The organism is Arthrobacter sp. SAFR-044 (genome assembly GCF_059414985.1).
In genome coordinates this window covers 87,466-113,304 of record NZ_JBPFDN010000009.1, presented here as the reverse complement: position 1 = coordinate 113,304, position 25,839 = coordinate 87,466, and the positions used below count along the sequence as shown (strand labels likewise).

30 protein-coding genes are annotated in these 25,839 nt (G+C 62.4%); 20 read left to right on the top strand and 10 right to left on the bottom strand.

Translation table 11 applies throughout. The annotated features are described in order from the left end of the window. The first annotated feature begins 109 nt into the window (after nucleotides 1–109). Nucleotides 110–619 (top strand): hypothetical protein, encoded by a 510-nt coding sequence (locus ACR65J_RS14890; protein WP_440170389.1) that lies wholly within the window; start codon nucleotides 110–112, stop codon nucleotides 617–619. A gap of 13 nt (nucleotides 620–632) precedes the next feature. Here ACR65J_RS14890 and ACR65J_RS14885 read toward each other — a convergent pair whose 3' ends face one another. Continuing rightward, a complete protein-coding gene (locus ACR65J_RS14885) occupies nucleotides 633–962 on the bottom strand; it encodes an ArsR/SmtB family transcription factor (RefSeq protein ID WP_440170387.1) in 330 nt (109 codons plus the stop codon). A 184-nt stretch (nucleotides 963–1,146) separates the two neighbouring features. Between ACR65J_RS14885 and ACR65J_RS14880 the strand changes: the two genes are divergently transcribed. The 3 genes from ACR65J_RS14880 to ACR65J_RS14870 all read left to right on the top strand — a co-directional run bounded on the left by ACR65J_RS14880 (nucleotide 1,147) and on the right by ACR65J_RS14870 (nucleotide 4,685). Then, nucleotides 1,147–2,046: a hypothetical protein gene (locus tag ACR65J_RS14880; protein ID WP_440170385.1), complete on the top strand. Its 900-nt coding sequence runs from the start codon at nucleotides 1,147–1,149 to the stop codon at nucleotides 2,044–2,046. 1,027 nt (nucleotides 2,047–3,073) lie between these two features. Beyond that, on the top strand, nucleotides 3,074–3,907 hold the full coding sequence (locus ACR65J_RS14875; RefSeq protein ID WP_440170383.1) for a C40 family peptidase: 834 nt from the start codon (nucleotides 3,074–3,076) through the stop codon (nucleotides 3,905–3,907). A 484-nt stretch (nucleotides 3,908–4,391) separates the two neighbouring features. Next, the gene (locus ACR65J_RS14870) at nucleotides 4,392–4,685 is read left to right on the top strand and encodes a tyrosine-type recombinase/integrase (RefSeq protein WP_440170380.1); all 294 of its coding nucleotides are present in this window, start codon (nucleotides 4,392–4,394) and stop codon (nucleotides 4,683–4,685) included. Nucleotides 4,686–5,203: 518 nt separating this feature from the next. Here the strand turns inward: ACR65J_RS14870 and ACR65J_RS14865 are convergent. Then, the gene (locus ACR65J_RS14865; protein WP_440170377.1) at nucleotides 5,204–5,410 is read right to left on the bottom strand and encodes a hypothetical protein; all 207 of its coding nucleotides are present in this window, start codon (nucleotides 5,408–5,410) and stop codon (nucleotides 5,204–5,206) included. 239 nt (nucleotides 5,411–5,649) lie between these two features. After that, nucleotides 5,650–6,123: a DUF7793 family protein gene (locus tag ACR65J_RS14860; RefSeq protein WP_440170375.1), complete on the bottom strand. Its 474-nt coding sequence runs from the start codon at nucleotides 6,121–6,123 to the stop codon at nucleotides 5,650–5,652. Nucleotides 6,124–6,595: 472 nt separating this feature from the next. Here ACR65J_RS14860 and ACR65J_RS14855 point away from each other — a divergent pair, with 472 nt between their 5' ends. Next, nucleotides 6,596–7,099, top strand: coding sequence for a hypothetical protein (locus ACR65J_RS14855; RefSeq protein WP_440170372.1), 504 nt, complete (start codon nucleotides 6,596–6,598; stop codon nucleotides 7,097–7,099). A 108-nt stretch (nucleotides 7,100–7,207) separates the two neighbouring features. Further along, nucleotides 7,208–7,510, top strand: coding sequence for a hypothetical protein (locus ACR65J_RS14850; protein ID WP_440170369.1), 303 nt, complete (start codon nucleotides 7,208–7,210; stop codon nucleotides 7,508–7,510). Between the two features lie 48 nt (nucleotides 7,511–7,558). Here the strand turns inward: ACR65J_RS14850 and ACR65J_RS14845 are convergent, their stop codons facing one another. Then, nucleotides 7,559–8,017: a hypothetical protein gene (locus ACR65J_RS14845; protein ID WP_440170366.1), complete on the bottom strand. Its 459-nt coding sequence runs from the start codon at nucleotides 8,015–8,017 to the stop codon at nucleotides 7,559–7,561. A 350-nt stretch (nucleotides 8,018–8,367) separates the two neighbouring features. Between ACR65J_RS14845 and ACR65J_RS14840 the strand changes: the two genes are divergently transcribed. The 3 genes from ACR65J_RS14840 to ACR65J_RS14830 all read left to right on the top strand — a co-directional run bounded on the left by ACR65J_RS14840 (nucleotide 8,368) and on the right by ACR65J_RS14830 (nucleotide 10,627). Then, nucleotides 8,368–8,928 (top strand): Rv1352/Rv1906c domain-containing protein, encoded by a 561-nt coding sequence (locus tag ACR65J_RS14840; RefSeq protein WP_440170363.1) that lies wholly within the window; start codon nucleotides 8,368–8,370, stop codon nucleotides 8,926–8,928. 49 nt (nucleotides 8,929–8,977) lie between these two features. Continuing rightward, entirely contained in the window at nucleotides 8,978–9,913 is a 936-nt protein-coding gene (locus tag ACR65J_RS14835; protein WP_440170360.1) for a hypothetical protein, read from the top strand. Between the two features lie 81 nt (nucleotides 9,914–9,994). Further along, nucleotides 9,995–10,627, top strand: coding sequence for a tetratricopeptide repeat protein (locus ACR65J_RS14830; RefSeq protein ID WP_440170357.1), 633 nt, complete (start codon nucleotides 9,995–9,997; stop codon nucleotides 10,625–10,627). 97 nt (nucleotides 10,628–10,724) lie between these two features. On the opposite strand, the gene ACR65J_RS14825 is transcribed toward ACR65J_RS14830, so the two are convergent. After that, entirely contained in the window at nucleotides 10,725–11,255 is a 531-nt protein-coding gene (locus ACR65J_RS14825) for a DUF3761 domain-containing protein (RefSeq protein ID WP_440170355.1), read from the bottom strand. Nucleotides 11,256–11,615: 360 nt separating this feature from the next. On the opposite strand from ACR65J_RS14825, the gene ACR65J_RS14820 reads away from it, so the two are divergent. After that, complete coding sequence (locus ACR65J_RS14820) at nucleotides 11,616–11,900, top strand: hypothetical protein (protein WP_440170352.1); 285 nt, start codon at nucleotides 11,616–11,618, stop codon at nucleotides 11,898–11,900. Between the two features lie 31 nt (nucleotides 11,901–11,931). On the opposite strand, the gene ACR65J_RS14815 is transcribed toward ACR65J_RS14820, so the two are convergent. Further along, the gene (locus tag ACR65J_RS14815) at nucleotides 11,932–12,639 is read right to left on the bottom strand and encodes an SOS response-associated peptidase (RefSeq protein WP_440170350.1); all 708 of its coding nucleotides are present in this window, start codon (nucleotides 12,637–12,639) and stop codon (nucleotides 11,932–11,934) included. A 93-nt stretch (nucleotides 12,640–12,732) separates the two neighbouring features. Here ACR65J_RS14815 and ACR65J_RS14810 point away from each other — a divergent pair, with 93 nt between their 5' ends. Both ACR65J_RS14810 and ACR65J_RS14805 read left to right on the top strand, forming a co-directional pair. Continuing rightward, nucleotides 12,733–13,032 (top strand): DUF4193 domain-containing protein, encoded by a 300-nt coding sequence (locus ACR65J_RS14810; protein WP_440170347.1) that lies wholly within the window; start codon nucleotides 12,733–12,735, stop codon nucleotides 13,030–13,032. Further along, nucleotides 13,004–13,435: a hypothetical protein gene (locus tag ACR65J_RS14805; RefSeq protein ID WP_440170344.1), complete on the top strand. Its 432-nt coding sequence runs from the start codon at nucleotides 13,004–13,006 to the stop codon at nucleotides 13,433–13,435. Before ACR65J_RS14810 ends, ACR65J_RS14805 begins: the two co-directional genes overlap by 29 nt. A gap of 18 nt (nucleotides 13,436–13,453) precedes the next feature. Here the strand turns inward: ACR65J_RS14805 and ACR65J_RS14800 are convergent, their stop codons facing one another. Beyond that, the gene (locus ACR65J_RS14800) at nucleotides 13,454–14,467 is read right to left on the bottom strand and encodes a competence protein CoiA (protein WP_440170342.1); all 1,014 of its coding nucleotides are present in this window, start codon (nucleotides 14,465–14,467) and stop codon (nucleotides 13,454–13,456) included. A gap of 1,359 nt (nucleotides 14,468–15,826) precedes the next feature. On the opposite strand from ACR65J_RS14800, the gene ACR65J_RS14795 reads away from it, so the two are divergent. The 8 genes from ACR65J_RS14795 to ACR65J_RS14760 all read left to right on the top strand — a co-directional run bounded on the left by ACR65J_RS14795 (nucleotide 15,827) and on the right by ACR65J_RS14760 (nucleotide 24,526). After that, nucleotides 15,827–16,114, top strand: a complete 288-nt coding sequence (locus ACR65J_RS14795) for a hypothetical protein (protein WP_440170340.1) — start codon at nucleotides 15,827–15,829, stop codon at nucleotides 16,112–16,114. A gap of 171 nt (nucleotides 16,115–16,285) precedes the next feature. Continuing rightward, nucleotides 16,286–17,476 carry a type IV secretion system protein gene (locus ACR65J_RS14790; protein WP_440170338.1) on the top strand — a complete coding sequence of 397 codons (1,191 nt, stop codon included), beginning with the start codon at nucleotides 16,286–16,288 and terminating at the stop codon, nucleotides 17,474–17,476. Further along, entirely contained in the window at nucleotides 17,469–18,962 is a 1,494-nt protein-coding gene (locus tag ACR65J_RS14785) for an SCO6880 family protein (protein ID WP_440170335.1), read from the top strand. The genes ACR65J_RS14790 and ACR65J_RS14785 overlap by 8 nt, the downstream gene beginning before the upstream one ends. Next, nucleotides 18,959–20,404: a putative type IV secretion/conjugal transfer ATPase gene (locus tag ACR65J_RS14780; RefSeq protein ID WP_440170333.1), complete on the top strand. Its 1,446-nt coding sequence runs from the start codon at nucleotides 18,959–18,961 to the stop codon at nucleotides 20,402–20,404. The genes ACR65J_RS14785 and ACR65J_RS14780 overlap by 4 nt, the downstream gene beginning before the upstream one ends. A 41-nt stretch (nucleotides 20,405–20,445) precedes the next feature. Beyond that, complete coding sequence (locus tag ACR65J_RS14775; RefSeq protein ID WP_440170330.1) at nucleotides 20,446–22,224, top strand: type IV secretory system conjugative DNA transfer family protein; 1,779 nt, start codon at nucleotides 20,446–20,448, stop codon at nucleotides 22,222–22,224. Nucleotides 22,225–22,474: 250 nt separating this feature from the next. Continuing rightward, on the top strand, nucleotides 22,475–22,723 hold the full coding sequence (locus tag ACR65J_RS14770) for a hypothetical protein (RefSeq protein WP_440170328.1): 249 nt from the start codon (nucleotides 22,475–22,477) through the stop codon (nucleotides 22,721–22,723). 162 nt (nucleotides 22,724–22,885) lie between these two features. After that, nucleotides 22,886–23,965, top strand: coding sequence for an ArdC-like ssDNA-binding domain-containing protein (locus tag ACR65J_RS14765; RefSeq protein ID WP_440170325.1), 1,080 nt, complete (start codon nucleotides 22,886–22,888; stop codon nucleotides 23,963–23,965). A gap of 57 nt (nucleotides 23,966–24,022) precedes the next feature. Continuing rightward, complete coding sequence (locus ACR65J_RS14760) at nucleotides 24,023–24,526, top strand: single-stranded DNA-binding protein (protein WP_440170323.1); 504 nt, start codon at nucleotides 24,023–24,025, stop codon at nucleotides 24,524–24,526. Nucleotides 24,527–24,706: 180 nt separating this feature from the next. On the opposite strand, the gene ACR65J_RS14755 is transcribed toward ACR65J_RS14760, so the two are convergent. The 3 genes from ACR65J_RS14755 to ACR65J_RS14745 form a co-directional block, all read right to left on the bottom strand. Next, nucleotides 24,707–24,850 carry a hypothetical protein gene (locus ACR65J_RS14755; protein ID WP_440170320.1) on the bottom strand — a complete coding sequence of 48 codons (144 nt, stop codon included), beginning with the start codon at nucleotides 24,848–24,850 and terminating at the stop codon, nucleotides 24,707–24,709. A gap of 95 nt (nucleotides 24,851–24,945) precedes the next feature. Further along, entirely contained in the window at nucleotides 24,946–25,230 is a 285-nt protein-coding gene (locus ACR65J_RS14750) for a hypothetical protein (protein WP_440170317.1), read from the bottom strand. Nucleotides 25,231–25,295: 65 nt separating this feature from the next. Then, entirely contained in the window at nucleotides 25,296–25,826 is a 531-nt protein-coding gene (locus tag ACR65J_RS14745; RefSeq protein WP_440170315.1) for a hypothetical protein, read from the bottom strand. Nucleotides 25,827–25,839: the final 13 nt, after the last annotated feature.

Genomic DNA, 25,839 nt, shown 5'->3' with positions numbered 1-25,839 from the left:
AGCTGAGGGAAGCGATGGCCGGCGCTCATTGCGTGATAGGGGAACCCCCGGAATACTGAGCATCACCACGAATCTGACAGGTGCGTTTGCAACGTTCGGGAGGTGAGTCGTGACCAGCGATGACAAGCACACGGGGAGTACTGCTTTGTCTCCTCAAGCTGAGCTGGCCCGCCGCCTGAACCTGCTGCTCGACGTCGTGATGGCGGAGCGGGGGCAACCGATTACGTTCCGTGAGGTTCAGGAGAAGCTGGCGGACAAAGGGATCAAGCTGTCCAGGGCCCGTTGGTTCTACATGAAAGACGGTACGGGAAGACTAGTAAGCGACCCTGCCCTGCTGGGTGCTCTATGCGAAACCTTCAATGTGGATCCCGCTTATCTGTTGGATGCTGATTCGGCCGGCCTGCCCCAGCGAATTGATTCGCAGCTTGAGTTCGTGAAGTCCTTGCGCGCTGCCAGGGTGAAGACTTTCGCAGCCCGCACTCTTGGGGACGTGTCGCCGGAAACACTTCGAGCAATTACGGAATACCTGAACAAAGACATCAGTAGGCGCCCAGAAGGAGAGCGGGCGGCGGCGAATTCACAGCCGGAGCCTCCGGAGTCGCTGGAGCAGGAGGGGTAGGTCGCTGCTGGGGCTACTTTTGTTCTTCCAGCAGGTACTTCAGGTGGGCGTCGAGCAGCTCCTTGATCCGGACGGGGTTCGCGGAATACCTAGGCGACCGTCCGTGCCTGCGGCCGGGCTCGACGTCGACCATCACCACGCCAGCTTCCTCTAGCGCGGCGAGGTGCTTGGCTACACTGGGATCGCCTGCGCTGACCACGGCGGCGATATCGCCCCGGGTTGCCGGCCCGTTGGCCGTGAGGAACCGGAGAATCTCATTGCGTGACCTGTTGCCGAACGTCGCGACCGCAGCCTCGACGTCGACCGACCAGGCCTCGTCATGCGGCTGCGTAATTCTCGGCATAGCGCCATTCTTCCCGAAGAATCCGGAAAAAGTAAGAACAGCACTCTTGACGATACTTTAAGTATCTTCGACAATAATTCGTATAGCTTCTGCTGATCGTTGTGGGCCTCCAAATCCACACACCAGGGCCGCACTCGCGCGGCCCTGCGAGGTACTGATCTGTACAGTCAAAGCCGGTGAAGCCATGGAAATTGAATCGAAGGCGTTGCAAACGAAAGGCCAGTCAGCGCCTCCTGTTGGGGTGGATGTTTCGCTGCGGAACTCGCCCCCACCAGGCGGCCTCCTCATCCCCATCGATCGGATTCTGGTTGCGGTTGATGGCGTCCACCGTTACGTCAACTCTCGCTTAGGACGAATTGGACGCTCCTGCGACGTGGATGATGTCATGCAGGAGATTCGCGTTGCTGTCTGGGACGGGGTGGTGAGGGACCGTTACCGGGAGCTTCCAGGGATTCCTTTTGAAGCTTGGGTGCAGGGAGTGAGCAACAAGATCTGTGCTGCCCATATCCGCCGTGAGCTCGCTCATCAAACGCTGCCTCTGCTCGTGGACTTCACGACGACGGAAGGGACCCCGGAGGTTCTTGCGGTCATAGGCTTCTCAGCTATCTCGGGCAGCGCGGAAGGCTGCATCGATCAGGCATGGGCGCACTCCATGTTGGATCTGGTTCACCGAAGCGTCACTGAGGAAACCTGGAAGCTCGCTATTTCCAGCCTTGTCAGCCCACGGCATTACGGCCCGCCGTCTCCTCAGGACCGACGCCGCTGGCACGCGGTCACTGTCGTCCGGCAAACCGCCAAGACACTCAACGCGGCGCTGAACTGCCACCCGGAGGCAGGGATAGGGCTGGACGGCCTGTGCCGATTGGCTGCCAACTGCCTTCCCACCAATGTGCTTCGGCGAGTTGCCATGTCGATAGTCCGCCCGGGCTTACGTGGGCCGGAGAGATCCGCCCAGATGGCTGCCTTGGCGAGTGAGCTACGCGTTTCGGAAAGGTACATAGCCGTGAACATTGGCTTCGCCCGTCAGCTGTACCGGGCCGCTTGGCGCGTGATCCAACATGAAGCGCATGTGGCGGCTGTGTAGAGCAGCCGTTTACGAACAGAGGCAGGACGATGAATCTGATACGGGGGTTTGGCCACCAGCGGTTTTTGGCGGCAGGGCTCGTTGCCCTGTTGATAGTCAGCGTGATTTTCCTTCTCTGGCCGGCCGCCGATTCTGGCGGGGATGTAGCACCGCCGCCGTCTGCAGCCGCAGGGGTGCCCACCCCCGAGCCCTCGTATACCTCGTCAGGTCAAAGCCGCCCCTCAGCTGCCTCTACCGAAGTCAAGGTACAGGTTCAGCCTACTAATGGCTCACTGCCTCGCACTCAGGATTACAGGGCGCTTGCTTCGGCGGCAGCCCAGGACATTTATACATGGGACAGCCGTTCTTCGTCGTATTCCGCCATCTATGCTCGTGTGCGGTCCTGGTGGGAGCTTCTTCCAGATGGGTCAAACCCTTTGTCAGCGCTGGTTCGGGAGTTTGAAGGTACTGGGGTGACAGCTAGCAGCTTCACCGTGCTTGCGGAACAGTCTGCAAGGCGAAGCGGCACTGCTCAAACCCTTCGATGCGACCTTGAGCTGGCAAAAGTGCAGGAATATCCAGCACCTTGGGATGGCCTCCATGTTTGCACTGTGACAGTTCAGGTCGTGGACGAGGCGAACAACAGCCGAAGCGCGTATGCGGCGCCAGTCACCGTCATGGTCAACTGTCCGCCAGCGGTTACTGCTCCAGCTGGGCGCTGCGCGGTGGTCGGCTTCTATGCGACTACCGGGCGGATCGTTTACTGATGACAGCCCTAGCAGCCGCCGTTGTTATCGCCCGACGGCGGGTATTGCTGAGGGGTATTTGCGCCGCCGGCATCGCCGTCCTACTCGCCGGGCTCATGACCTTCCTGGGAGGGGTGGGCGTACTAGCCGGCATTGGGGGCCAGCGCACTCTTGCCTGTGCGCCATCTGGCCGTCACACAGACGTCAATGGCACTGGCGCCGGCCTGGAGATCCGCGCTGCCGGTCAGTTGCTTTACGTTCTAACGCCTCGGCAAGAGAGCGTCGCAAGGACGTACATCGCTGTGGGCAAGCAGCTTGCTTTACCTCGTTCTGGACGCATCATCGCGATCATGACGGCGCTGCAGGAGTCGAGCCTCCGCGTGCTTGCCAATCCAGCGGTGCCGGATTCGCTGAATTACCCCAATGACGGCCTCGGGCGGGACCACGACTCTGTTGGCTCAGCCCAACAGCGTCCGGCGGCAGGCTGGGGCACAGTGGCCGAGCTGATGGATGCCTCGTACAATGCGCGGGCGTTCTACGGTGGGCCGACGGGACCTAACCGTGGGAGTCCCCGTGGGCTGCTAGACATACGTGGCTGGGAAGCGATGGACAAAGGAATGGCGGCGCAGGCTGTCCAGGTCTCCGCCTTTCCCGAGCTGTACGCGCGCTGGGAACTGGCGGCGACAGCAATTGTTGCGGCCCTTGAAACGGGCACCGATCCAGCCAATTGTGAGAGTTCTCCGTCTCCGGCCCACTCTGTCGGATCAGCGCGCAACCTGAGCCAGCTCCGCCAGGACATCCTGAGGTTTACTCAAGAAGGCCTCGGCGGACAGTATGTCTGGGGCGGTACGGCCTTCAAAGCCTGGGACTGCTCCGGATACGTGCAGTGGATCTACGGACAGGCAGGAATCCAGCTGCCGCGGGTCGAGCAGTGGCGCGTTGGTGTTCGAACAGACGACCCACAGCCAGGAGATTTGGTGGTGCAGAATCCTCAAGGACCGGACAACTGGGGTCATGTCGGCATATATGCCGGCGACGGAATGATGTGGAGTGCGCTGAACCCGGCGGTAGGGACACGGCTCCATCCTGTCAGTTGGAATCCCGGCGCAGCCTATTTCGACCTGTTGGCGCGTTAAGGCGCACATCGGGTTCGATGATCAGAAGCGGCGTCCGGGCCTGGGGGAGCGTTCAGCTACGTAACCATTCTTGACGCGAGGATTGTCCCTTCGGGCACGGGCCTTACCGTGGACAGCGTGGAGACAAGCCCTGGGAAGGGGATTATCTACTTATACGTTCCGGCTCGGCTTTCCGAGATGCAGCCCTACTTCGTACATGGCGTTGTGGCGAAGGGAAAGTCGAGGGTGACTTTTTCAGCATCGTGCAAAGGAGGGGCGAAGGATCTATCGCCGTTACAGCGAGCCAGATTCATGGCTACCTCGTGGCAGGCAAGGCGTTCCTGAAAGGTAAGTAACTGGTTGCTGGCGACGGGGATAGACGCGGGTAACCTGCCCGCCGGGCTTCGTGCGCTTCCGTGCGGATCATCATCAGCCGCCATCCGCCCATTTTGGCGTCAAGGGAAGATCTGAAGACGGGTGACAAACCCGCGTCATAATGTCCCTTATGGCGTGGGACAGTGGAGCGCTCTTCACCATGGCCACTGGAAAGCGCTGGCAGCGCTCGAACGCAGCACGCACCGTGCAGTGGCTGGCGCGCCGGGCCGGCATCGACGGACAGATCAGCCCGCACAGCCTGCGGCGCACGTTCGCCACGATTGCCCTGGACTCCGGGACGCCGCTGCACGCGCTGCAGGACAGCATGGGGCATGCAGATCCGAGGACCACCAGGCGGTATGACCGGGCCCGGAACAACCTGCAGAAATCAGCCGGCTACGACTTCGCCAGGGCCCTGGCGTAGGGGCCGTTTTTGACCGGCCCTTTCGAGGCGCGGCAGTCTTCTGGTCTGGTGCCGCTATCGTGGCCCGTATGGGGAATCAAAAAGAACGGAACGACCCGCCGGCTACGGACGTGGAGGCCGTGACCCTCGATATGCTGGCCTTTTCCATGTTGCTGAGGCTTGTTCGCCAGCCCGATTTGGCTCAGAGGTACGAGTCGCTCGCTCTGGACCTGAGGACTGACGGCTCGGTCCACGCGGTCCAGGCTGCCCGGCAGTGGGTGTTTCCTACCCTCCAATCAGGTCCGGGCCGTCTCGACGATCTATATGTCCAGAAGCGGGACGGTTCAGTCGACCTTTTCCTCAGCGCTTGGTATGACGTCCTCCGCAACAGACTGTGGGATTTTGCGAGAGGCACGTAGGTTGCAAGAAATTCCGGTCGTCGTCGCAGGGCAAGCCACTCGGGGCGTGGTTCGACATGCACATACTGTCGTTTTTGTGCCCCTATATATAGGGTATGAAAAGTGGCGGAGAAGGGCCGGCTACAAACTGCCGCCGGTACCGTCACTGGGGGCAGCGTTGTGGCTGGTTGCGTCCCAGTTGTAGACCCTGCCGCGCTGGGACTGGAACTCTCCCCGGTGGGCCGGGATTCTTTCCCTGGCCACTGGCCGGAAGATTCTCCAGACGACGCGAATGGCAATGGCCACCGGTACGGCAAAGATGACCGCCGCAGCAATGAAAGTCTCCAAGGAATATCCCCCCTATTGCCCCGATAGTAGCAACTTTGGACTAGGCCCAGCGGGCATCCAGTAGCATTGCCGCAAGTGGCCGGTGAGGGAAGGGAGTTGTTCATGCACTACGTCGTCCTGAGCGCCCGCAGAGCCGACTGGGACCGACGCGGACGCAGGCTGTGAAGTGCTGCGCGGCAGGGGGACATGCAGAAAAACGGGATCACGGAATCGTAGTGCCGATCATCCCGGGACAGCCGCTACCTGCGGTGGGCGCTGAGCCACTCCAGGGCTTCCTGTTCGTCGGAGAAATACCGGCTGGGGCACGCCGGATGGGGAAGCCCGTGCATCCCGTGCGCTATGACCCGGTCCACAGGGGTGCTGCCCAGGATCGCAAAGGCCGTGACCGTGGTCGATCTGCTGAGGACCTCGACGGCGTCGCGGCTCACTGACTGCACACCCGTGATCTGCAGCAGTACCGCGGCGCCAGCACCGGCCGTTAGCGTAAGGAACCGCTCCCGGACCAGGGCTCCGTCGGCTGCAGTGATCCGGCCTCCTGGACTCAGCGTGATGCGGAGGACCCGGTCCCCGATGACGTGGATCGTGACTTTTTCTGGAGCTGGATCTGGATCTGGATTGAGAGGCGCTTGATCGCCTTTGGCAGCCCCGTCGGAAAAAGTCGTTGCCGCTGCAAGAGTGAGTTGTTCGGCCTTGACCTGGGCCATTGTTGTCATCAAATTCCCCCAAGTGATGTAACTGCGGCCTCGTCGCGGCAGTTGCGCCCGGGATCTGTCAGAGGCCCGGCAGACGCCAGCGTACCCGTCAGCAGACTCAAGGTCCATGTAAATCCGAGCAATGAACACAGCCTCAGTCCGCTCGCGATCTTTTGACCGCGGGGGCGCTGGATGGCCGTTGGGGTTCACTTGACAGCGATCCGGAGGAAGCGCATCCCGGTGGATTGCCCGCGTGGCTGGAGCACCGGCTCCTGGATCATCTCGGCCCCATCACCGCCTCATTGAATGCCGTCTTCCGCTGGAAGCTGCCCGGGCCGTGTTGCTCATAACGACACTGTCAAGGAAGACCGCAGCCCCGGCTTTATCCCAGCTGATCACAATGGGCCGCTTCCGTGAAGTATCCACTGTGTAGGCTTTCGCCATGAGGGCCCTGAAGCACCCGGGGAAACCGGCTGGAAGCCGCCGGCAGTCTGTGCTGCTGCATGCCGGTGCGTGTCTTCTGGCGTGCTGTCTTTTGGCTGGGTGTGCCCCTACCATCACAGGGACAGTCACTGGCCGTAACAGCACCTCGAGCGCCACCAGCACACCGCACACCGACAGCGACCCCGGGGACAGGAAACTGAACCTGCTGGCCACCGACCCGGCCCTGGTCAACCTGCCGGCGGGTCTGGTCAGAACCTCCGTACAGCGAACTCCCGCCCATTACGAAACCCGTGGGTTCGGTTCAGGCGGCTCCTTCGGCGCCGGGGTGACTGTGACTTTCACCAGCACCGCCAGCCCGGCCGACGTTTACAAAGCGATCGCGGAGAACGCTGCCTGCAACGGCTGGGTAGCCAAAGGGTCCAATTCGGCCGGCCTGACTAACAGGTGGCTGAAAACCTACCCGGACGGCACGTTGGCCACCCTCTTCCTCGGCAGTGAGGATCCGAACGCAGTGTCACCAACGCACACCTATTCGCTAAACGGTGGAATCTGAGATGGGACCTGACTGCAGGCTGAAGACGAACAGGCACAGCGCTCAGTGGGGGGACACCAGACCGCTATGGAACAGGTAAGCAGGCCATTGCGGCGGCGATCTGCAGGAATGTGGGTCCTTCGGATCGCCGTCCTGACCATCGACACTTTGTCGTTGCTCTTCGTCCTCATCATCCGTTTTGCACCGACAACTTCAGGCCACGACGACGGTGAGGGGTGGTACTGGGCCGGGCTGCTGCTCGTGTATGCGCTGTTCCTGGTCCTCGGGCTGGCGTTGCTGCTCAATGTCGTCTTCCTGGTTGCCCTGGCGTTCATGCGCCGACGATACGACAACAACTACAACCGGGTCTCCCGCGCTTGCCTGTTGCTGTTGCCCGCGGCCACGGCCTTGGTGATCGTGCTGAACGGATAGCCTCCGGCGAGCTTCAGGACGAGGACGGGACCGGGGGACCAGGAGTAGTCAGTCCGGCACGTAGTGGGGCCTGACGTTGAGCCCGACGCGCTGGGGTTCCCCTGGTCCGGGGCTCGTGACAGTGAGCCAGTAGTCGAACTCGCCGTCCGTGCCGGTGGAAATGCAGATCGTGTCGGTGCCGATGACTTTCGCCTGCCGTTTGCATGGATGGTTGGTTGCCATGGTGAAGCCGAGCCCCGACGTCAGCGCCGCAACGTCGTTATCGGTGAGTTCGCTGCCCGTGTCCCAGCGGCGGGAGAGACTGGGGCAGGGGTTCGTGCTGATGCACAGGAACCGCTCGGGGCGGACTATTTCCGTGGTCAGCTTCCAGTCGGCCGGGATGGCGAACCGCCCGGCACCCGAAAGCATTCGATCCGTCACCTTGTCCTCGGCGGACTGTACTGCAAAGAACGCCGTGACTGCCAGCAGCAGGATCACAGCCAGGACCCCCCAGATTCTGCGCCTCACTGGACCCCCCAATCAGTTCCTGTTCCGGCCAGCGTAACCCTGTCTGTCCCGCCGCAGCGTGAGGAAGGGTTTCCCGTCAGCCGACAGCTGACCATATAGCCTGTGATCTGTACCGACACTTCTTTGGGGGACCCTTGAAACGCATCCTGACGGCATCCCTGCCCGCACTTCTTGTCACGGCTCTGTTGAGCGGGTGCGGAGGAGCGCCGGCGGCTGCTCCCAGCAGCACCAGTTCACCCTCGGTTTCGGCACCGTCGCCGAGCCAGACACCCAGCGCCACACCCACGGCCATGGCCACGGCGACCCCGACGCCCACGCCTGCAGGTCTGAAGTATTCACTCTCCTGCTCGGTGAATACCGCATCCCGGACCACGGTCACCGACTACAGGGCCGCCTGGGCGACCCCGTTCGATCTCTGCACCGTCAACAGCGCGACGGGCACTCAGACTGCAGCCGAGAAGGCCGCAGGTGTTGCCTCGGGCGGAACCTCGCCGGACACGGCCAAGTACCTTTACGCGCTGTGCGCCACCACCGCCGGACACTATTTCGAGGGCTCCGTCAGTGCCGGGCAGGCCAAGGAAATTGCGGCTGCACTGATTCTCTGTCCGGATCACCCGAAGCGGGCCGTTTTGGAGGCGAACGCCGGCGCCGGTGCCGCCCTGGACGCCGACCGCGCCAGCGGCAAACTCGTCTACACGGGCAAGTATCTGGTCGGCAAGGACGTCGTGCCCGGCACCTGGCAGTCCCAGGGTGACAAGGTGGAGAACTGCTACTGGGAGATCTCCGACGCTCAGGGCAACATCATGGCCAATAATTTCATCAACGTCGCCCCGCAGTTCACCATCGTCATCCCCGCCAGTGCCGCTGGATTTACGGTCAATGGCTGCGGGTTCCGCTGGATCTCCGGTTAGCCGGCACCACCGGGATCAGCGTCAGAGTTTATAGAACGACGGGGGAGACATGAAGAAGAACGGCCTGGAGTTCAACACCAGGCGCATGCCGGAGAAGTGGCGGCCACACTTCAAGATTTACCGATCCAAGATCAGCATCTATTTGGATACGGCCGATTTCGGCGTTCCACTTATGGTGGACGCCTCGGAGATGATGGGGTTCCTGCCTGCAGGGATAGAGGATCCATCATTCGTCAAGGAAATTGGACCGGTGCGACCTGGTGGAGAAGCCGTCTGGATCGAAGCGGAAGTCTTTGGCGGCTTGCCGTCCCGTCCGGACGTCCAACGCATCGGGGCGATGGTGCACCGCAGTAAAACGAGGACCAGTTTCATGGTCGCGCCGTTCACGGGGGCAGATAACGAATTCTGGATGGAGATCTACCTGCGGGACACCGACGGACTCTCAACGAGGCTGAAGCAGGACGTACGGTTCCGGCTTGACGGCCCCGGGTTCCTCACCGGCTGGGAATTCATGGAATACCGAAGCGTCCTTCGTCCGGGAAAACAACTTGGGGAGACCCAGAGCATGTTCACCACTGGAGACTTCGAGGTGCAGGCCAGCGGGCCGGATCTTGAAGAGGGTCATGTTGCGGCTCTGGAGGCAATGAACCGGGTCTTCTTCGCCCTGGCGTTGATGAATTGTCGCAACGTCAGCCTGCGGGAACGGGGTTCAGGCCGGTCCACAGGAGCCGGGCCCACTGGTGACGCCTTCCACGAGGTGGTTATTGATGGCAACGCCCGGGGATCAACCAGGACCGGCAGTGCATCTGCGGGCGATGCCGCCGGGCGACGTCATCTGGCGCGGGGTCACTTCAAGACCTTCACCGAGGATGCGCCGCTGCTGGGCAAGCATGTGGGGACGTACTGGTGGGGCTGGCAGGTACGTGGCCAGGAGGGCAACGGCGTGATCGAGAAGACGTACTCGCTGAGGGCCAGCCGCCGCTGACCCGTAGGCCCGATGCTGCCGTGAATCTGCGCTCGGTGCGAACGCTCGGCAGTCGCTAGATACTCTGGAACAATCGTGGCCATGGAAAATGAGTGGTTTCGGTCTCCGGCCTGGGGTGAAGCGGATCGCGCGCTTTTTGAAGCCCGCCTCGCGCGGTCCCGTGGCTACAACCGCGCCCAGTACCTGCGTATCAAGGGACTGGCGCTGAGCGACGCCGGCGAGATTGCCGGGGCCAGGGACCTGTGGTTGCGCGTCCTCGCGGACGACGGAGAGTTCTCCAAAATGGAGGGCTTCACAGCATTGGAGCATCTCGGAGACTCATACGTTGAAGACAAGCCACTGCTTGCAGAAACCTATTACCGCCGATTGCTCGCTGACAATCCCACCCTGAAGAGTACAACCGCGACTCAGCACATCAAGCTTGCCGAACTCCTCATTCGGCGGGGTGAAGCGCAGGACCTGGAAGAAGCCGCGGAGTTGCTGACCCAATGGCCCGACGTGGCCCGCCTTCCATTCCCCAGCGCCCATTTTAGGTGGAACCTCGCAGTGATCGACCTTGCAGAAGCAACCGGAGACCGGGAAACGGCGGTAGAAGCAGCCCGCCGGGCGCTCGACCTCGCCTATCGAGGCCCGGTGTTCCCCCGGCACAAAACAGTTGGCGTGGTTCACGCGGAACACCGGGACCTTGAGCGACTGAAGCGCGTAGCGAAGTAAATTCGTGTTGCCTGCGCCCGCACGCTGATCGGCTTAGGGCGGGCCGGAACGGAGTACGAAAAATGGCCGAAGCGAGGTCAGCCGCCACGGCAAGACCCTACTTTGAAACACCTCCGTGCCAGGAACAAGCACCACTCTTGCCTCCTGACTTGGACACGCTGCCGTCACTGCACATGGTGGAATATCCGTAACCGGATGACCCACCGGAGGTGTAGCCGCCAGAGCCCGATGAACTGGAACCCGGGTTCGATCCGCTGTAAAGGGTGCTGCCACCAGAGCTGGGAGAGGCAAGGCCCACAGCCGTTAGACGGCGCTGGTATTCCGGGGCGAGCTGGGCCAGGAAATCGATCATGGCGTCCATGTCCGCCTTGCTGTGAACGTAATCGGCCGGGTAACAGGAACCGGCGAAGACCAGCCACATGGATCGGGCGAGGGCGTCCTTGCCGGACTCCGAGAGACGGCTCAGGTCGCCGATGGTGAAATACCCGCTTCCCCGCTGCTGCATGTCTTTGCAGACGCTGTCCCTGAGATGGTCGTAGTCGATTCGGGTTAGGGGTACGCCGGCGGCCCGGTACTTGGCACTCACGGTCTCGAACATCAGGTCGTCCAGGATGCTGGAACTGGTCACCTTCGCCGACTGGGGCACTGCAGTTCGGGAGGGTGCTGCGGCAGGTGACTGGGGGGCTGCATATACCGGCACTTGAGGAGCTTGCGAGGAAGCGCTATTGCTGGTGGCATACGTGCTGCCTGCACCTTGCGGGGCGCTGCATCCGGCAAGAAGAAACGCAGCTGCACAAGCGATAGCCACGCTTCGTCTCACGCGATCCCCCAAGTTGAAAGTCTGTAGGCAGATCTTACAGGCGGCCACCCTGGCCCGCCAGCGGCTGGCTGAGCCGCCTCCACAGAACTCGAATGCTTGTTCACATGTGGAGAAGCCTGTGGAGAACGTATGTTCGATAAGCCCCGGGAGCCGTCCTAAAATTGAGGGGTGATCAAGGCGGGCAGCCCCGAGGACATGGACCGGATGATCGCACGGTCGGACGCCGACAAGAGCCACCCCATCGACGACACCTCACCGATACGGGACTTCCCCAAGTTCAATTGTTTCCTGGTCCAGGTGGGCAGCATCTACGGCAAGGCCGTCGCCTGGTCAGACAGTTACGGCCTGATCGAATGGTTGGATGCCTCCAGCAAGTACCGCATTGGCTGGGCGCATTCGACCAGCATCAAGCGGGTGCCGGCTGAGGAGTGGAAGGGTGGCAAGGGGCTCTAGCCGCGCGGCATTCCTGATGGCATTCGACTTTTCAGGGGGCGGCCGGCTCGATCAGCTCGGGTCCGTTGTTCCGGACGCTGTTGACCCTGGTACTGACCACGCGGGGGACCAGAACCGGCTCCGGAAGGGAGTCCAGCACATGCTGGATGTCGGCCTTATCGGTGAGGTCCGGGTCCAGCCATTCGGCAAACCGGTCCCTCGGAATGATGACCGGGCTTCGGTCGTGCATATGGCCCAACGCGTCCTGCGCGGTCTGCGTCAAGACCGTGCAGCTGAGCAGCCAGCGTTCGGGATCATCCTCCGGCAGGGAAGGGTCAGCCCACCATTCGTACAGGCCGGCGAAGCCCAGCAGCGGTTCCTTCTCCGAGTACAGGTAGTTCGGAATCTTCTTGCCCTCGTCGGTCTTCTGCCATTCGTAGTAGCCGTCGGCTGGCAAAATTGCCCTGCGCTTCACCGCGGCCTTCCGGAACGAGGGCTTCTCCAGGATCGACTCGCTTCGCGCGTTGATCATCTTGGAGCCGATCTTGATGTCTTTGGCCCACGACGGCACCAGGCCCCACTTGGCGATGAGCAGGTGCCGGTCGATGCTGCCCTCATCCAGCCGCTCAGCCACAATGGGCACCGCCTGGGTGGGGGCAACATTCCAGCTCGGCGGTGGCGGACTGCCCTCCACCTCTTTGGCCTCAAAATGGCTGAGAAGATCCCCGGTGGCCTTGGACATCACGTATCTGCCGCACATGGGGCCATTCTGCCCCACGACCGGGGAATTCTTCAGGCATTGTCTACGTTAGAGTCGCCGTCACACCAATCAACAGAAAAGAGATGCACCTTCGTGGCAACCGATTACGACGAACTGCGCACCGACGTCAAGGAATCCCAGGAGAACTCCCTGGAGGCCCTGAAGACAGCCAAAGCCCCCGACGCGAAGTCTGTGGTCCTGGAGCTCGACGAGGCTGACACTACTGATGGCCTGACCCCCGGCGGCGAGTTCATTGCCGAAGAGCTCATCGTCCAGGTCATTCCTCAGGCCGAGGACGAGTTCACCTGTTACTCCTGCTTCCTGGTCCGCCACCGTTCGCAGAAGGCCCGTGAGAAGGACGGCCATGCCTACTGCGTCGAATGTGAGGGCTGAGAGGTTCTGGCCGGCTGTCCCGGAGCACATCTGGGACAGCATCCGCGAGGCATTCACCCTGCCCACAGCCGCGGAGCTGGAGACTCACTTTCAGGCCCTGGGTGATGCCAGCGCCATGCAGCGGGCCGTCCGGGTTTTCATCGGCGAGGGAACCTTTTGTCCCGGCTTCCAGCTCAAGGACGGTCTGTTTCATGAGCCGGTGCTGGATCTCTTCCGGCACGCCATGGCCTTGAAGATCCCGCATAATGTCTTCGCTGCCTGGATGGTCAGCCCACTGTCGGGCCTGGTCGACCAGTCTGGTTCCGGTTTCCGGCCGGTGGACCAGCTGGGCAACACAGGGCAGCTTCAGGACGCGCTGCTGGCGTTTGCTGACAGGTATCGTCCAATCGAAAAGCGCAGCTGAGCCTACCCAGCCTTAGTTTCAGCGCTTGCGGCCCATGATCTGATTGATGGCCTCTGCCTTGCGTTGCGCGTCCCGTTCCGGGTCGATACGCGGCGCGCTTGCACTGCCACCCAGTATCCGGCTGTAACTGGTGCGGCCCTGGTACTGCCTGAGTGCGTCCGTCCGCCGCTCCATCGGCGTTGGCGGCCTGGACGTCAATGGCCGCCCGGCCCTGGCTTCCCGGTGGTCCTTGAGCTGTGTGACCCGGGTCGATTCCGGCTTGTCCCCAATGAACTCAGCCATCCCTGGCGGCGGCACCAGGGATCCTGCGTCCGACAGGCTCCATTCGGATATGGGAGCGGAGGCGTAGTGCGTGGGAGGCACGAGGTACCGCTCAGCCGTAGGGTGGCGGTAGTTGCCTGAGTACATGGCCACGAGGACACCGAGGGTCTCATACTCCATGTCCAGGACGACGCTGGTCAGCGGCAGATCGAGGACCAGATCAGGAACGTCCGGAGACCACAGCCAGACGTCACGGATACCCTCCTGCTGATAGCCGCCGTGGCGGCGATTCCACTCTTTGGTGTCCATTGGCTTGCGCTGGACCTCGAATGCCAAATGCCGGCCGGAGGTTGCTGTTGCCCTCACGTCGCTCCGCAACTGGACCTTGGGGATCCAGATCTCGTCTTCGACGGACCAGGGAAGGATATGGTGTTGCTCTCTGGCCCAGTCCATGATGATGCGCTTGCCGTGCAGGTGCTCAGCGGTCTCGCCATGGCGTCGCTGGCCCTCGGGGGCCTCGCCGGTCTTGTGGCGGAAATGCTTGCATCGCGTTTTGGCGTCAACGAGCGTGACCGGGACTTCACGGCCCTCTTCCTTACAGTCGATGCAGACGATCTCCTGGGAGCCCTTGTACCCGTAGCGGTCGTAGTAGGAATTGTTTCCGCGCTGCATGGCCGCCGCTGTGACAATCTGCCCGTCAGCGTTGTTGTAGGCGACGAGGGGCTCTGAGGGTTCCCACGGCCGGGGAGAGAGCCGACGTATCTCGATCATGGGCACAGTATGCGCTAAAGGGCAGACAGTTGCTGCCATGTAGCTGTTGGAATCGCTTGAGCTCATTCATGCAACGTCATTCCATTTTCCTCACCGGACTCCCGTTAGGGACGCTCACCGGGAGAAGGGCCTCGGACAACACTGCAAATCCTCACCGCCAACTGAAAAGTAAATCCGATAGTTCAGAAAAGCCCCAATGTTTTTAGTACTGCCGGTACCCGGTGGCCATATCGCTAAGAGTTTTCGCAGTGCGCAGGCATGCACCCTCACCGCATCCGAGGTCTACTCTGCGAAACCCTGTGTTGAGAATCTGGTTTGTAGCCCCCTGCCGTCCCGTACCAACGACCTTCTCAGAACTCGTGCCTGCTCCGCCTGGGTGACGCGAAACCCTTGGCCGTTGTTTCCCTCTCTGGGATCATGAACCCAACGGAGCGAGAGGAGCAATCCGATGTCTGCTGCGGATGAGGAACCCCGAGCGTCCAGGGAAGAAGCCATCCGACGCATACGGAGGGGAATCCTGGCCGCCCAATTCCGGATTACCATGGACGAGCTCCAGGGCCGACAGGCGCCGGAGGCGGTCGTGTGCCTGGCGCAGCTGACACTGCCGCGATTGCCGTCACCGTTCAAGACTTTGAGAACGCCGGATGGGAAGCTGCGGACTGATCCGGCGTCACGGAGAGAACTGGCCATACATGTTCGCCGCAATCTTCTCGCCGCGCAGTTGAGGGTGGCCTTGGACAAGGAACGGGGCCGGGTGACCCCCGAAGCCCTGACCAGGCTGTCCCAGCTGGAGCTTCCACCTCTGAACTGAGGGACCTTGGTGCCGCCGCCAGTACTGTCGCAGCGTCTCATGCGAGTGCATTGGCAACTCGTCGCGACCGCGATGCCTCGAAAAATGCACCAAAAATGCACCACGGAACTCCTACGAAAGCAGAAAACCCCTGGTTTTCCGGGGGTTTTCCTTGGCGGTGACGGTGGGATTTGAACCCATGGTGGCTCGGAACATTAGTACAACTGGTATCCGCGAAAGTAGACATCTATTCCATGAGACTCGTCTTGAAGTATCAGACGGACGGAAAGTTTAGTCATTGATCTGCGCCCTGTGGTCCTGGGCTGGCATCGATCATCCCAGGAACAAGATGAAGGACTTAGTGGACCGCTCAATGCGGCCAGCCCCATGTCCTGACCTACTCACTAACCCACCACATCCTGAATCTTGTCTGGAGTCATTGCCCGCATGGTGCTCCTGCCAATTGTAAGAAGGTGATCGCTGGCGTGGTCATGTCGCTTTTTCCCACAACTTCCATAAACCCGTGAGCTCTTCTGCTCACTCCATGGAACAAGACGGACGGAACACTCATGTACTTTGCAGCGGTGGACCCGGGGATCACCCCGAATGCGAGCTTTCCTTTCCTGGAATCGCTCAAACAGATTGGCGGCGGCATCCTCGTCGGCGCCTTCATCATCATCGCCATCGTGGCAATCATCGGGGCCGCCATGCTGCTGGCCGGCAAGCTGAGCCAATCCTCACGTTTGGCCTCCAGCGGGGGAGTTATCCTCCTTTGGACCGGGCCCGTGGCTGCCATCCTCGGCGGCATCAACGGCTACATCCTCTGGTCGCAGACGGCGTTCCCGCTCGGGTTCTGACCCATGCCTGTCGAGTGCGACCTCAACGGGTGGTGGCCGCCGGGCTGCGGACTGGTTTCACAGGCGAACGATAACGCCCTCGGCGCCGTCACGTCACTCTTCGCGAACATCCTACAAAACATGGCCTCATGGTTATGGGCCTTCATCACTGGCGCTTTCACTATCTCTAACGTGGACGACTCACAGTGGCTCTCCATCGAAGGGCTGACGAACTGGTGGTCGATTGTCATGATGACGCCGCTTGTTGTTGTGATGATCCTGCAAGTCCTGTCGGGACTGATGAGTCAGCAACCGAGACGCATCGGCCGGGCGATGGTCGGGGGAGCGGCCGCAATTCCCTTGGTTGGCGCGGCCGTCTACATAGTCCGTCAACTGACCCGCGCCAGCGATCAAGCTTCCGCAGCTCTGCTCGAATCGATAGGTTCTGACCCCTACCTGGTGTTCATGAGGCTCTTTGGATTTGAGCGGGCGCCCGAAGGAGCAGGGAGGGAGTGGAACTTGGTTTCTTTGGCGCCCGGGACAACCGGTGGTCCCGTAGGTGCAGTCGTGGTGACTTTGATGGCCGTTGTTGTCGTTTGGATCCTGGCCTTCATTCTGATGTGCTCGATGATCTTTCGCTCCTTCGCCCTCGTTGTGTTGGCCGCAGTCGCTCCGGTCGCCCTCATGTTGTTGCCTTGGGACAAGACCAAGTCCTGGGCGCGACGGTGGTGTGAAGTGGTTACTGCTTTGGTGATCGCCAAACCCTTGGCCGGAACCGTGTTGGCCGTCGCCGTGAAGCTTTTCGCGGAATCCAAATCATTCGCAGGGCTGGCAGCGGGAACTGTAGGCATGGTACTTGCCTGTGGCGCACCCTTGATGGCCATGCGCCTGGTGAGCTTCGCTGGAGGGGAACTGGCAGCAGCGGCTCAAACTGCTGGAGGGGGTCACATCCTCTCCCGCAGCAGCAGCGTTGCAGCGCGACAGATCAGCAGGCAGTTCGGCGGAAGGCTCACACTCGCGAGCATGGTGAGTCGCTCGGCCATGACCCGGCCGATCAGTTCCAGCCGCAACGTCATCCCGACGCAAGCGTTGGCGCCTACCGATTCCCGAGCAGGCAAAGGCGCCGGCGAAGGTCCGCTGGCCCTAAACCCGGGAACCTCTACGACGGACCACGCGCTGCACGAACCGGAGCCGCCTGGCTTCGTACCCCCGGCCCCGCAGAGACACACAGGCGCAGCCCCAGCACCTGCTCGGAAAGCGCCATCGGGAGAAGCCGAATCGCGAGTGAATCCAACCGCGAGCGCGCCGGGCCCATCACGGGTCCGGCCGAAACCGCACCCACCAAAAATCGATCCTCCGAATGGAGGCAATCCGCATGTCTGAAGACGCACGCGCCCTCGAGGCCGTCAAATTCCCAAGGTACGAGCGCCGGGGGTTCTTCCTCGGGCTCAAGTGGTACCAGCTGCTGATCGTGGCCGGGGGAGGCGCAGTCGCCATCGTTGCATCTGCGACCAGCGGCCCAGCTGGCCTGTTCACCTCCGGCCCCATATGGCTTGGGCTCATGCTGCTCGGGCTCCTCCAGTACTCCCGCATCCCTTATCCAGTCTGGGCAAAACAGATCGCCCTTTACTTCTACCGCGCAGCGGCGGGACAGACGCGTTTCCTCGTTAGGCCGGCAGCGCCCCAACTGGCCGGACGGCTCGCCCTCCCCGGCGGCCTCGGCAACCTGGAAATCCGGACAACGGCCAGAGGTGAATGCTTCATCGTTGACCGGCAGGGGAGAGAAGCGGTCGCCGTCCTGCGTTGCAGTACCCGGTCCTTTGCCCTCCTCGACTCGGACGACAAGGCGTGGTCTATCCAAGCATGGTCGCGTGTGCAGGCCGGTATGGCACAACGGCCCGGAGTGGCCAGGGTCGCCGTTCAGGACTACACCGTGCCGTACCCGTCATCCGCGCTCTGGGACTTCTACCGCAACAACGCGCAACAGTCTCCAAGCGCGAAGCCGACTTGGGGACAACGCGCCTATGAGGACTTGCTGGGCGCGGCCGGGTCGACCATGAGCCATGAACTTCTGGTCGCGATTGTCCTGGACACGAGCAAGTCCCGACGCCGGATCAAGGAGTCGGGCGGTGGGTTGACCGGCCTGGAACGCGTCCTCCGCCTGGAAGTTGAGGCGATGAAGACGTCGCTTGCCACTCACAACGTGAACGTGGAGGAGTGGGTCGGTGAACCAAGATTGCTTGGCGTCATTCGTGGTGCCTTCGACCCCGCTGCTGTGCCCTCAGCCAAAACCGCACTGGCGGCAGCCCCGCCGTCAAACATTCCAGCACATACGGAGACAGACCACGTCCACTGCCACGGCCCCATGGCCGTCGAAGAACACTGGACCTATCTGCGCACCGACAGCGGGTTCCACCAGACCTTCTGGGTCGCCGAATGGCCACGGCAGAAAGTCTTCCCGGGCTTCCTGCATCCCCTGATCTACGTCGGCGAGTTCCGCCACACCTTCACGGAAGTCATCCGGGCCGTGCCCACGGCCGAGGCGCTGCGCGATATCCGCTCTGCGCAAGAGGCGCATGAGACTCGCCGCCGCATAAACGCCCGTTTTGACAGGCCACTCACCCGCGAGCAAAAGGCCGAGGAGGAAGAAGTGATCCAGCGGGAGGAAGAGATCGTCGCCGGCCACGGTGACGTGCGGCCGGCCGCCTACATCACCGTCACCGCGACCTCAATGGAGGACCTCGCCCGGCACCGCCAGGAACTGGAGTCCGCTGCCGCAGGGGCCTTCGTCGAGCTGCGCCTTCTCTACGGTCAGCAATGGGCGGCGTTCGTCGCCGGCGGACTGCCGTTCGGAAGGGGCTTGCGGTGAAACGGGCAACGACGAGCTTCGAGTACCTTCCGTCCGGGCAGACGCGGAGGGAAGAGAAAGCACGACGGCGGCCCTCGCCATCCGCGGCCACCGGGACCAACGCGGCGCTCGCCGACAAACGCCTCGATCTTGGCGACCTGCACATCGGCGGCGACTGGGGCAGCAAGGCGCCGAACTCCCTGCGCGGGCCACACCGGCTCCGTCCTGCACCGCACCGCGCCTCCACCATGACCTTCGCCGCTGCCTATCCCTTCCTCACCGAGTCCGGCCTTGGCCACGAAGGAACTTACATCGGCACCGACGTCTTCGGATCCGGCGCCTTCTCCTACGACCCTTGGATCCTCTACGACAAGGGCATCATCAGCGGCCCGTCCATTGTCGTTATCGGAACTGTTGGCACCGGCAAATCCATGTGCGGCAAGTCGTTGGTGACACGGTCGATCACCCTGGGGCGAAAGGCGGCCGTTGCTTCCGACCCCAAAGGTGAGTGGGTCTCTGTAGCCAAGGCTGTGGGAGGAAAGGTCATCTCCGTTGGCCCCGGCCGTCCCGCACGCGTCAATCCGCTCGACGCCGGTCCGCGCCCCAGCGCCCTCACTGAGGCGCAGTGGCAAGCAGTAGTGAGGCAACGCCGTCGCTATCTCCTCGTGGCGCTGGTCTCCCTCATGCGGCAGGGCACGCCGCTGCGCCCGGTGGAGCACACGGCTTTGGACATTGCCCTGATGGAAACCATGTTGGAAAACTCGAACCCCACCTTGCCCATGGTGCTGGACCATCTCCTGAAGCCATCAAAGGAGATGATCGCCTTAGTAGGCGCAGAGGGCGGGACCGCAGTCAGCCACTCGCTCCGGCGCACGGTGTCCGGCGATCTTGAAGGGATGTTCGATGCGCCGTCCACGGTGGCCTTCGACGCTGACGCGCCCATGATGGTGATGGACACGTCCGCCTTGATTGGCGCCTCGGAACAGGCCCTGTCGCTGGCGGCGGCCTGTGGGGCCACCTGGTTGGAAGCGGCTATCACAAATCCCGACGGCGGGAAACGGCTTGTCGTGTACGACGAGGGGTGGCGGATGCTCGCCGATCCATACATGTTGGCGAAGATGAGCGAGCAGTGGCGGCTCGCCCGAACGTACGGGATTGCGAACCTGTTGATCATGCACAAGGTGGCAGACCTCAACGAGATCGGCGACAGCGCCAGTGGCCACCGTCAGAAGGCGCTGGGTCTGCTGACCGAGGCGGACACCCGGATCATTTACCGCCAGAAGCACGATGCGATGCGACTGACCAAGGAAGCGCTTGGCCTGACTGAAGCCGAGTGCGAGCACGTTGAGAACTTTCCGAAGGGTGTGGGGCTCTGGAAAGTGGGGAACCGCTCCTTCATCGTTGCCAACCGCGTGACCACTGACGAGCTCGCCGTCTTCGGCACCGATGACAGGATGCTGTGAGGCGGCCGGGCAGCTCAAGGGCTGCAAGCGATAATCCTCTGGTGACCGCAGGCCTGATGGGGGCGGCGGCCTATGTTTGTCTTTGTGCTGTCGTTCAAGCTGCTGGGCACCTGGCGGCGTCGTGGCGCTGCGGCCCGACGCCGCCGTCGCCCTTCAATCCGGGCGCCGCTGTCGGACTTCTGGCCAACCGCATGGAGTGGATAGTCTCGCCGCGATCCGGCTGTGTGATCGGCACAGACGCCGTTTGGTGGGTGCTCGCCCCGGTGCTCCTTCTGGTGGGCGGGCTCGCCATTGGCGCCGTTGTTACCTGGCGGCGCTGGAAGCAATCAGGAGGGTGGCTGCGCCAGGACATCCTGAACCGCGACGGCGTTGCCCGCCGGGCAGAAATCCTCCACGACTTCGGGGCGAGGGCCGTGCGGAAGCGGGGAAGGTTCACGCGGCCGGGGGTGGTGAACCCCTCTGTGCAGGACGTGTCTTGGACGCTGGGCCGATCCCGCGGCGTCACCGTCCATGTCTCCACAGAGGAGTCGATGGTGATTCAGGGTGCGCCGCGGTCCGGCAAGGGCTTGTACGTGGTCATCAACGCCATCCTTGATGCGCCGGGGGCCGTCGTCACGACGTCGACGAGGGCGGACAACCTGGTGGTGACCATGAAGGCGCGGGCCTCTGGTGGGCGGCCCGTGACGGTCTTCGACCCACAGGGTATGTCGGGAATTCCGACGTCGCTTCGCTGGTCGCCGGTGCGCGGATGCGAAGACCCGGACATCGCGACCCGGCGGGCGTTAGTCATTACGGCGGACACCGAGATGAAGGGCGAGAACGCGGCCTGGCAGAAGCGTTCGTTGATCGTGCTGCAATGCCTTCTTCACGCTGCGGCGCTGTGCGGCGAAGGAGTTGCGGCATTCCGGCGCTGGTCCTCCAGCCCGGTACTGGCACGGGAAGCGCTCGAGGTGCTGGGCGCGCCCGCAGCTGCACTCGGGTGGCAGGCCGACCTGATGGGGATCCTGGAGGACGACCCGCGGAATACGTCGAACTCCTGGATTGGTGTTTCGGCGGCGGTGGCACCCCTGTCATCGCCCAAGGTGCTGGCCGCGCTGAATCCGCAGGACGCCTCGGAGGAGTTCGATCCGAAAGCCTTCATCCGGGAGCGGGGGACTCTGTATCTCATAGGCACTCGAGCCGGGGCCGCTGCTGCCGGGCCGTACCTTTCGGCGCTGATCGATGACATCGACAATGCCGCCCGGGAGATGGCGCTCGTGTCACCCGGCGGCCGGCTGGAGCCGCCGCTTTCCCTGATCCTGGACGAGATCGCCAACCTTGCCCCGTGGCCCGGGCTGCCTGTGGCGTTGTCCGACGGCGGCGGCATCGGAATCTCGACGCTTGTCGTGTTGCAATCCTTGTCCCAGGCCCGTTCAGGTTGGTCCATCGAAGAGGCATCGACCATCTGGGACTCGGCCATCATCAAGGTCATATTCGGAGGCGGGTCCGACGAACGCGACCTGCGCTCGCTTGCCGGGTTGCTGGGGGAGCGGAGCCTCACCCTGACCACGCGATCCTGGTCGTCCGCTGGCAGGCAGGACGGAGAGCAGATTCGGGAAAGCCCGGTAATTGCCTTGGACGAGATCCGTCGCCTGCCTGCCGGGACCGCTCTCATGCTGGGCCGGCGCACCCGGCCCATCCTGCTGGACCTGCTGGAGTGGCATAAGCGAAAGGACGCCGGGGAGTTGCGCCGCCTGAAAGCGGAGATGGAGCGCGTCTTGGCCGACGGGCACAGGGAGCGTCAGCAGAAGGCGGAAGGGGCGCCCGATGCGGAGTCATGACGAGACCGACGAGTTCGACATCCCGTCCGCCAGCTCTTTTGGGGACGATGAAATCACCGCGCAGCTATTTCGGTCTGCCTTTGGTGGAGCTGCCTCCCACAAGAGTGTGACGCGCCGGTGGCGGGAGATGACACCCGAACAGTCGCAAGAAGTCTGGGGTGCCCTATTCGCTTGGGTGCGATGGCTTGTGGCTACTTACCAACTGACGACGTCGGTCATTCCCGACTGTTGGTGGCGCCACCCTGAGATTGTGGCTGAGTTGTACGCGCTGCACCGCGCGGAGCTCGCCTCCTATACACAGGACGATCCGGGCTTTGGTCCGCTGGCATTTCACGAGAGGCTCCCGCACGCCGTCGAACGCCTACGGATGCACGCCAGGACTGCCGGATGCGTGGGGCTGCAGGCGCACAAGGAGCCCGCGCCCCGAATCCTGGCGAACGACGATCCTGCCTTCGTTGAATGGCGCAAGGCAACCCATCAACTGGTCGCCGACTTCTAAGTCATGCCGCTCCTGCGGCGCTCAACCATGAACGGGTGTCTGTGCAGCAACGCTGCGATCCAAGAAGCATGAAGGGTGGCTGTCGTGGCCGCTATACCTGAAGTTCCTCCCACCAACCTGCCCGACTCGCGTTCCCCAGAAGCCGGGCAAGGCGCTCGCCGCATGGCGCCCGAGGAGCGGATCGCCTCACTGATGGACGGCCTACACTCGATCCTGGAGGAGGCTGTCGAGTCACCCTCTCATTGGCAGGTCTTGCTCGATGCATCAGCCAATTTGTGGCGGTACTCGGGCGGCAACGTCGCCTTGCTGATGATGCAGATGGCGCAGCGGGGAACGGATGAGCCGACGCTCGTCGCCGGGTACAAGGAATGGGAACGCCACGGACGCACTGTGCTTCGGGGCGAGCATGCACTTTGGGTCATTGCGCCTCGGACCGCCCGTGTGCAGCAGATGCTCTTGCCTGATGGCACACACCAGCGCATTCCCTTGGGCAACAAGCTTCCCAAGGGCGCAGTCGACGAGGGGAAGAAGACCCTCATCACGGGTTGGCGCGGGCAAGCAGTCTTTGACGTCTCGCAAACTGAAGGCACTCCGTTGCTGGTTCCCAAGCCCGGTCCGGCTTCGTCCGCGGATGCGCCCCAGCTGTGGGAGCCACTGACTCAGGTTGCTCGAGCGCACGGCTTCTCGATCCACGTCACGGAGGCGCAGTTTGGCCTGACGAGCGGTTTCACCGACTTCTCTCAGCGGCAAGTGCAGGTGGGCGGCTGGCTCAACGCGGAGGAACGTGTCGCCGTGCTGGCGCATGAGCTCGGCCATGTTTTGCTTCACGGGCCCGACGACAAAGTTGGAAGGCTGTACGGGAGCAGCGTGGACCACCGCGGCCTTGCTGAAGTCGAGGCGGAGTCAGTCGCATACACGGTGCTGAAGGCCCATGGGATTGACCGCGGGCCGCAATCGGCAAGCTACCTTTCGGGCTGGGCTGACGCAGTCATTGAAGCGGAACAATCGGCAGGGGCGCGGGGCAGTTCCCCGAAACAGCCTGCTTCGCGAGTCGACATTGCGAAGTCAGTCTTGGGGCGCGTCACAGCGACAAGCAAGGACATTCTCGAAGTCACGGACCCTCCTGGTCTTGGGGGCAAAGTCCCCGTCGACGTCTCACCGCGAGCGCAAGGCCAGGATCCGTACGTTGGCCCGCAGCCACCACGCGGGCCATCTCGTGGCCTGGAAATATCGGGTCCGTAAGCGATCCAAGAGGTGTTGGACGGGAGAGGCCCGTCTGCAAATGAAAGGTCAGCACACATGAGTACAAAAATCCCGGTCAACATCACCGGTAACCTCGTCGCGGACCCTGAGCTCACCTATGGTGAGTCCGGTGTCGCCCACGCAAAGCTACGAGTCGCTGTAAACCAGCGCATCCAAGGCGCCGACGGAAACTGGCACGACGGCGAACCTGTCTTTCACAATGTCTCTGCGTTCCGAGCACTCGCAGAAAATGCCTCAAACTCCCTGAAAAAGGGGGACCCTGTCACGGTGTCGGGTGAACTGGAATTCCGCGCGTTCGAAAAGGATGGCGAGAAGCGGGAAGCCCGCCGGATTGTTGCCGAAACCATTGGTCCCGACCTTCGGTTCGGCACGGCGGCCTACCAGCGCTCGCCGCGCGCGGCCGCCGGTGCGGAGGCTGGATTTGACGCCGGGCTGCAAGTGACGCCGGAAGTGGCGCAGCCCGCCTACAGCATCGCTACGAAAGGGCCGGTGGCCGTGCCCCCTTTAGGCGGGCCGGCGCGAGCTGACATGAGCATGTAGCTGTTTGCTGCTGGATGTAGGACGGCCTGATCCTCGACTGGACCAGGCCGTCTCTTTGTGCATGTTTCCCGGCGCTCAGACGCTTCCGATGGCTAAAGACTCGGCGTTAACGACGGCGGTGGTCTGATTACGCGCCAACCCGGCACGGGGCGCCTCAACCAAGAACCTGTGGCCGCAGTACTAAGACAAACGAAGAAACTGTCCAGGCTTCACCTGCACCAGGATCGGCAGCGCGAGCTGGACCGGCGCGGCGCCAACCGGCTCGTCGAGCAGGTCGTTGATCGAAGTCTGCCCTTTCAGCTCCCCAGATGGGTCCCTTTCCATGCCCACGACCCTAGGTACGATTAGACGCCGACGGCTTCGTCGACGCGCGGTGCGCTATCCGATGGTTACTCGAAAATCGCCGGAAGGGCGGCCAACTAAAGCGCACTGCTGCCCTTCCAGTCTCCGGGCTGGACGCGCCGGATGCTCGAGGAATGCGCCCAGCCCATATGGTACTTCCCGGAAGGATCCAGCCACTCTATGAGGCCGTACTTTTGCGTCCAGCCCACGGCCTTGCCGTAAATTCCACCCACGAACACAAGTGGCCGACCATGCTTGGGGAAATCCCTCAGCGGCGCAGGATCATCGATCGGCCGATTCGCCTCAGTGTCCATGCGAATCATCATTCGCTCCAGATCTTCGGGGGAGCCGGATTTGATCATGAAGCCATATTAGAACATGTGTTCGAATGCTTGGATCGGATGGGCCTTGCGGCAATGGGTGGAGCCTAAGTGCGCCACCCTTGGGCGGGTGCCCACGCCAAGCAGTCAGCGGCGCGGATGAAGTACGTCTCTGGCCAAGGGACGCCGGGCATTATCTGAGCTGGGTCGGGTGCGAGGAGCAGGATGGATCCTGGCCATACCGGCTCCGGCAGCGCTTCAAGCCAGGCTGGTTGCACATGTTCGAAACGGTTCCACAGGATGGTCACCCACGAACCGGTTGGCTGCACGGCATCGACACTGAGGAGCGTCACTTCTGTCGTCGTGCCGCTCGACTGCTTGGTGGTGTTGAACGCCCTCCAGCGGGCGGCGGACAAAGCCTGCCATTCACGGGACCGAGTGATCCGCTTCCACCATTGCCAGCCCAGCAATAGTCCGGCTGCGAGCCAAACAGCCACCAGGGGCAAAGATACCGAAGGCGGAAGACTTGTGGCGGGAACGATAGCTAGGAACAGGACGAGGAGAATCAAGACGCCCACGCTGGTCAATACCAACGCGACTGTCGCGACTCGCGGTTTGACCACCGGATTTTCGACCATCGTCTTGCCTCAC

What these genes read in the sequence shown, in the direction of transcription:
- ACR65J_RS14885 (WP_440170387.1), bottom strand. Translation starts at nt 962, where the DNA reads ATGCCGAGAATTACGCAGCCGCATGACGAGGCCTGGTCGGTCGACGTC.
- ACR65J_RS14880 (WP_440170385.1), top strand. Translation starts at nt 1,147, where the DNA reads ATGGAAATTGAATCGAAGGCGTTGCAAACGAAAGGCCAGTCAGCGCCT.
- ACR65J_RS14870 (WP_440170380.1), top strand. Translation starts at nt 4,392, where the DNA reads ATGGCGTGGGACAGTGGAGCGCTCTTCACCATGGCCACTGGAAAGCGC.
- ACR65J_RS14860 (WP_440170375.1), bottom strand. Translation starts at nt 6,123, where the DNA reads ATGACAACAATGGCCCAGGTCAAGGCCGAACAACTCACTCTTGCAGCG.
- ACR65J_RS14850 (WP_440170369.1), top strand. Translation starts at nt 7,208, where the DNA reads ATGTGGGTCCTTCGGATCGCCGTCCTGACCATCGACACTTTGTCGTTG.
- ACR65J_RS14835 (WP_440170360.1), top strand. Translation starts at nt 8,978, where the DNA reads ATGAAGAAGAACGGCCTGGAGTTCAACACCAGGCGCATGCCGGAGAAG.
- ACR65J_RS14830 (WP_440170357.1), top strand. Translation starts at nt 9,995, where the DNA reads ATGGAAAATGAGTGGTTTCGGTCTCCGGCCTGGGGTGAAGCGGATCGC.
- ACR65J_RS14815 (WP_440170350.1), bottom strand. Translation starts at nt 12,639, where the DNA reads ATGTGCGGCAGATACGTGATGTCCAAGGCCACCGGGGATCTTCTCAGC.
- ACR65J_RS14805 (WP_440170344.1), top strand. Translation starts at nt 13,004, where the DNA reads ATGCCTACTGCGTCGAATGTGAGGGCTGAGAGGTTCTGGCCGGCTGTC.
- ACR65J_RS14800 (WP_440170342.1), bottom strand. Translation starts at nt 14,467, where the DNA reads ATGATCGAGATACGTCGGCTCTCTCCCCGGCCGTGGGAACCCTCAGAG.
- ACR65J_RS14795 (WP_440170340.1), top strand. Translation starts at nt 15,827, where the DNA reads ATGTACTTTGCAGCGGTGGACCCGGGGATCACCCCGAATGCGAGCTTT.
- ACR65J_RS14785 (WP_440170335.1), top strand. Translation starts at nt 17,469, where the DNA reads ATGTCTGAAGACGCACGCGCCCTCGAGGCCGTCAAATTCCCAAGGTAC.
- ACR65J_RS14765 (WP_440170325.1), top strand. Translation starts at nt 22,886, where the DNA reads ATGGCGCCCGAGGAGCGGATCGCCTCACTGATGGACGGCCTACACTCG.
- ACR65J_RS14760 (WP_440170323.1), top strand. Translation starts at nt 24,023, where the DNA reads ATGAGTACAAAAATCCCGGTCAACATCACCGGTAACCTCGTCGCGGAC.
- ACR65J_RS14755 (WP_440170320.1), bottom strand. Translation starts at nt 24,850, where the DNA reads ATGGAAAGGGACCCATCTGGGGAGCTGAAAGGGCAGACTTCGATCAAC.
- ACR65J_RS14750 (WP_440170317.1), bottom strand. Translation starts at nt 25,230, where the DNA reads ATGATCAAATCCGGCTCCCCCGAAGATCTGGAGCGAATGATGATTCGC.
- ACR65J_RS14745 (WP_440170315.1), bottom strand. Translation starts at nt 25,826, where the DNA reads ATGGTCGAAAATCCGGTGGTCAAACCGCGAGTCGCGACAGTCGCGTTG.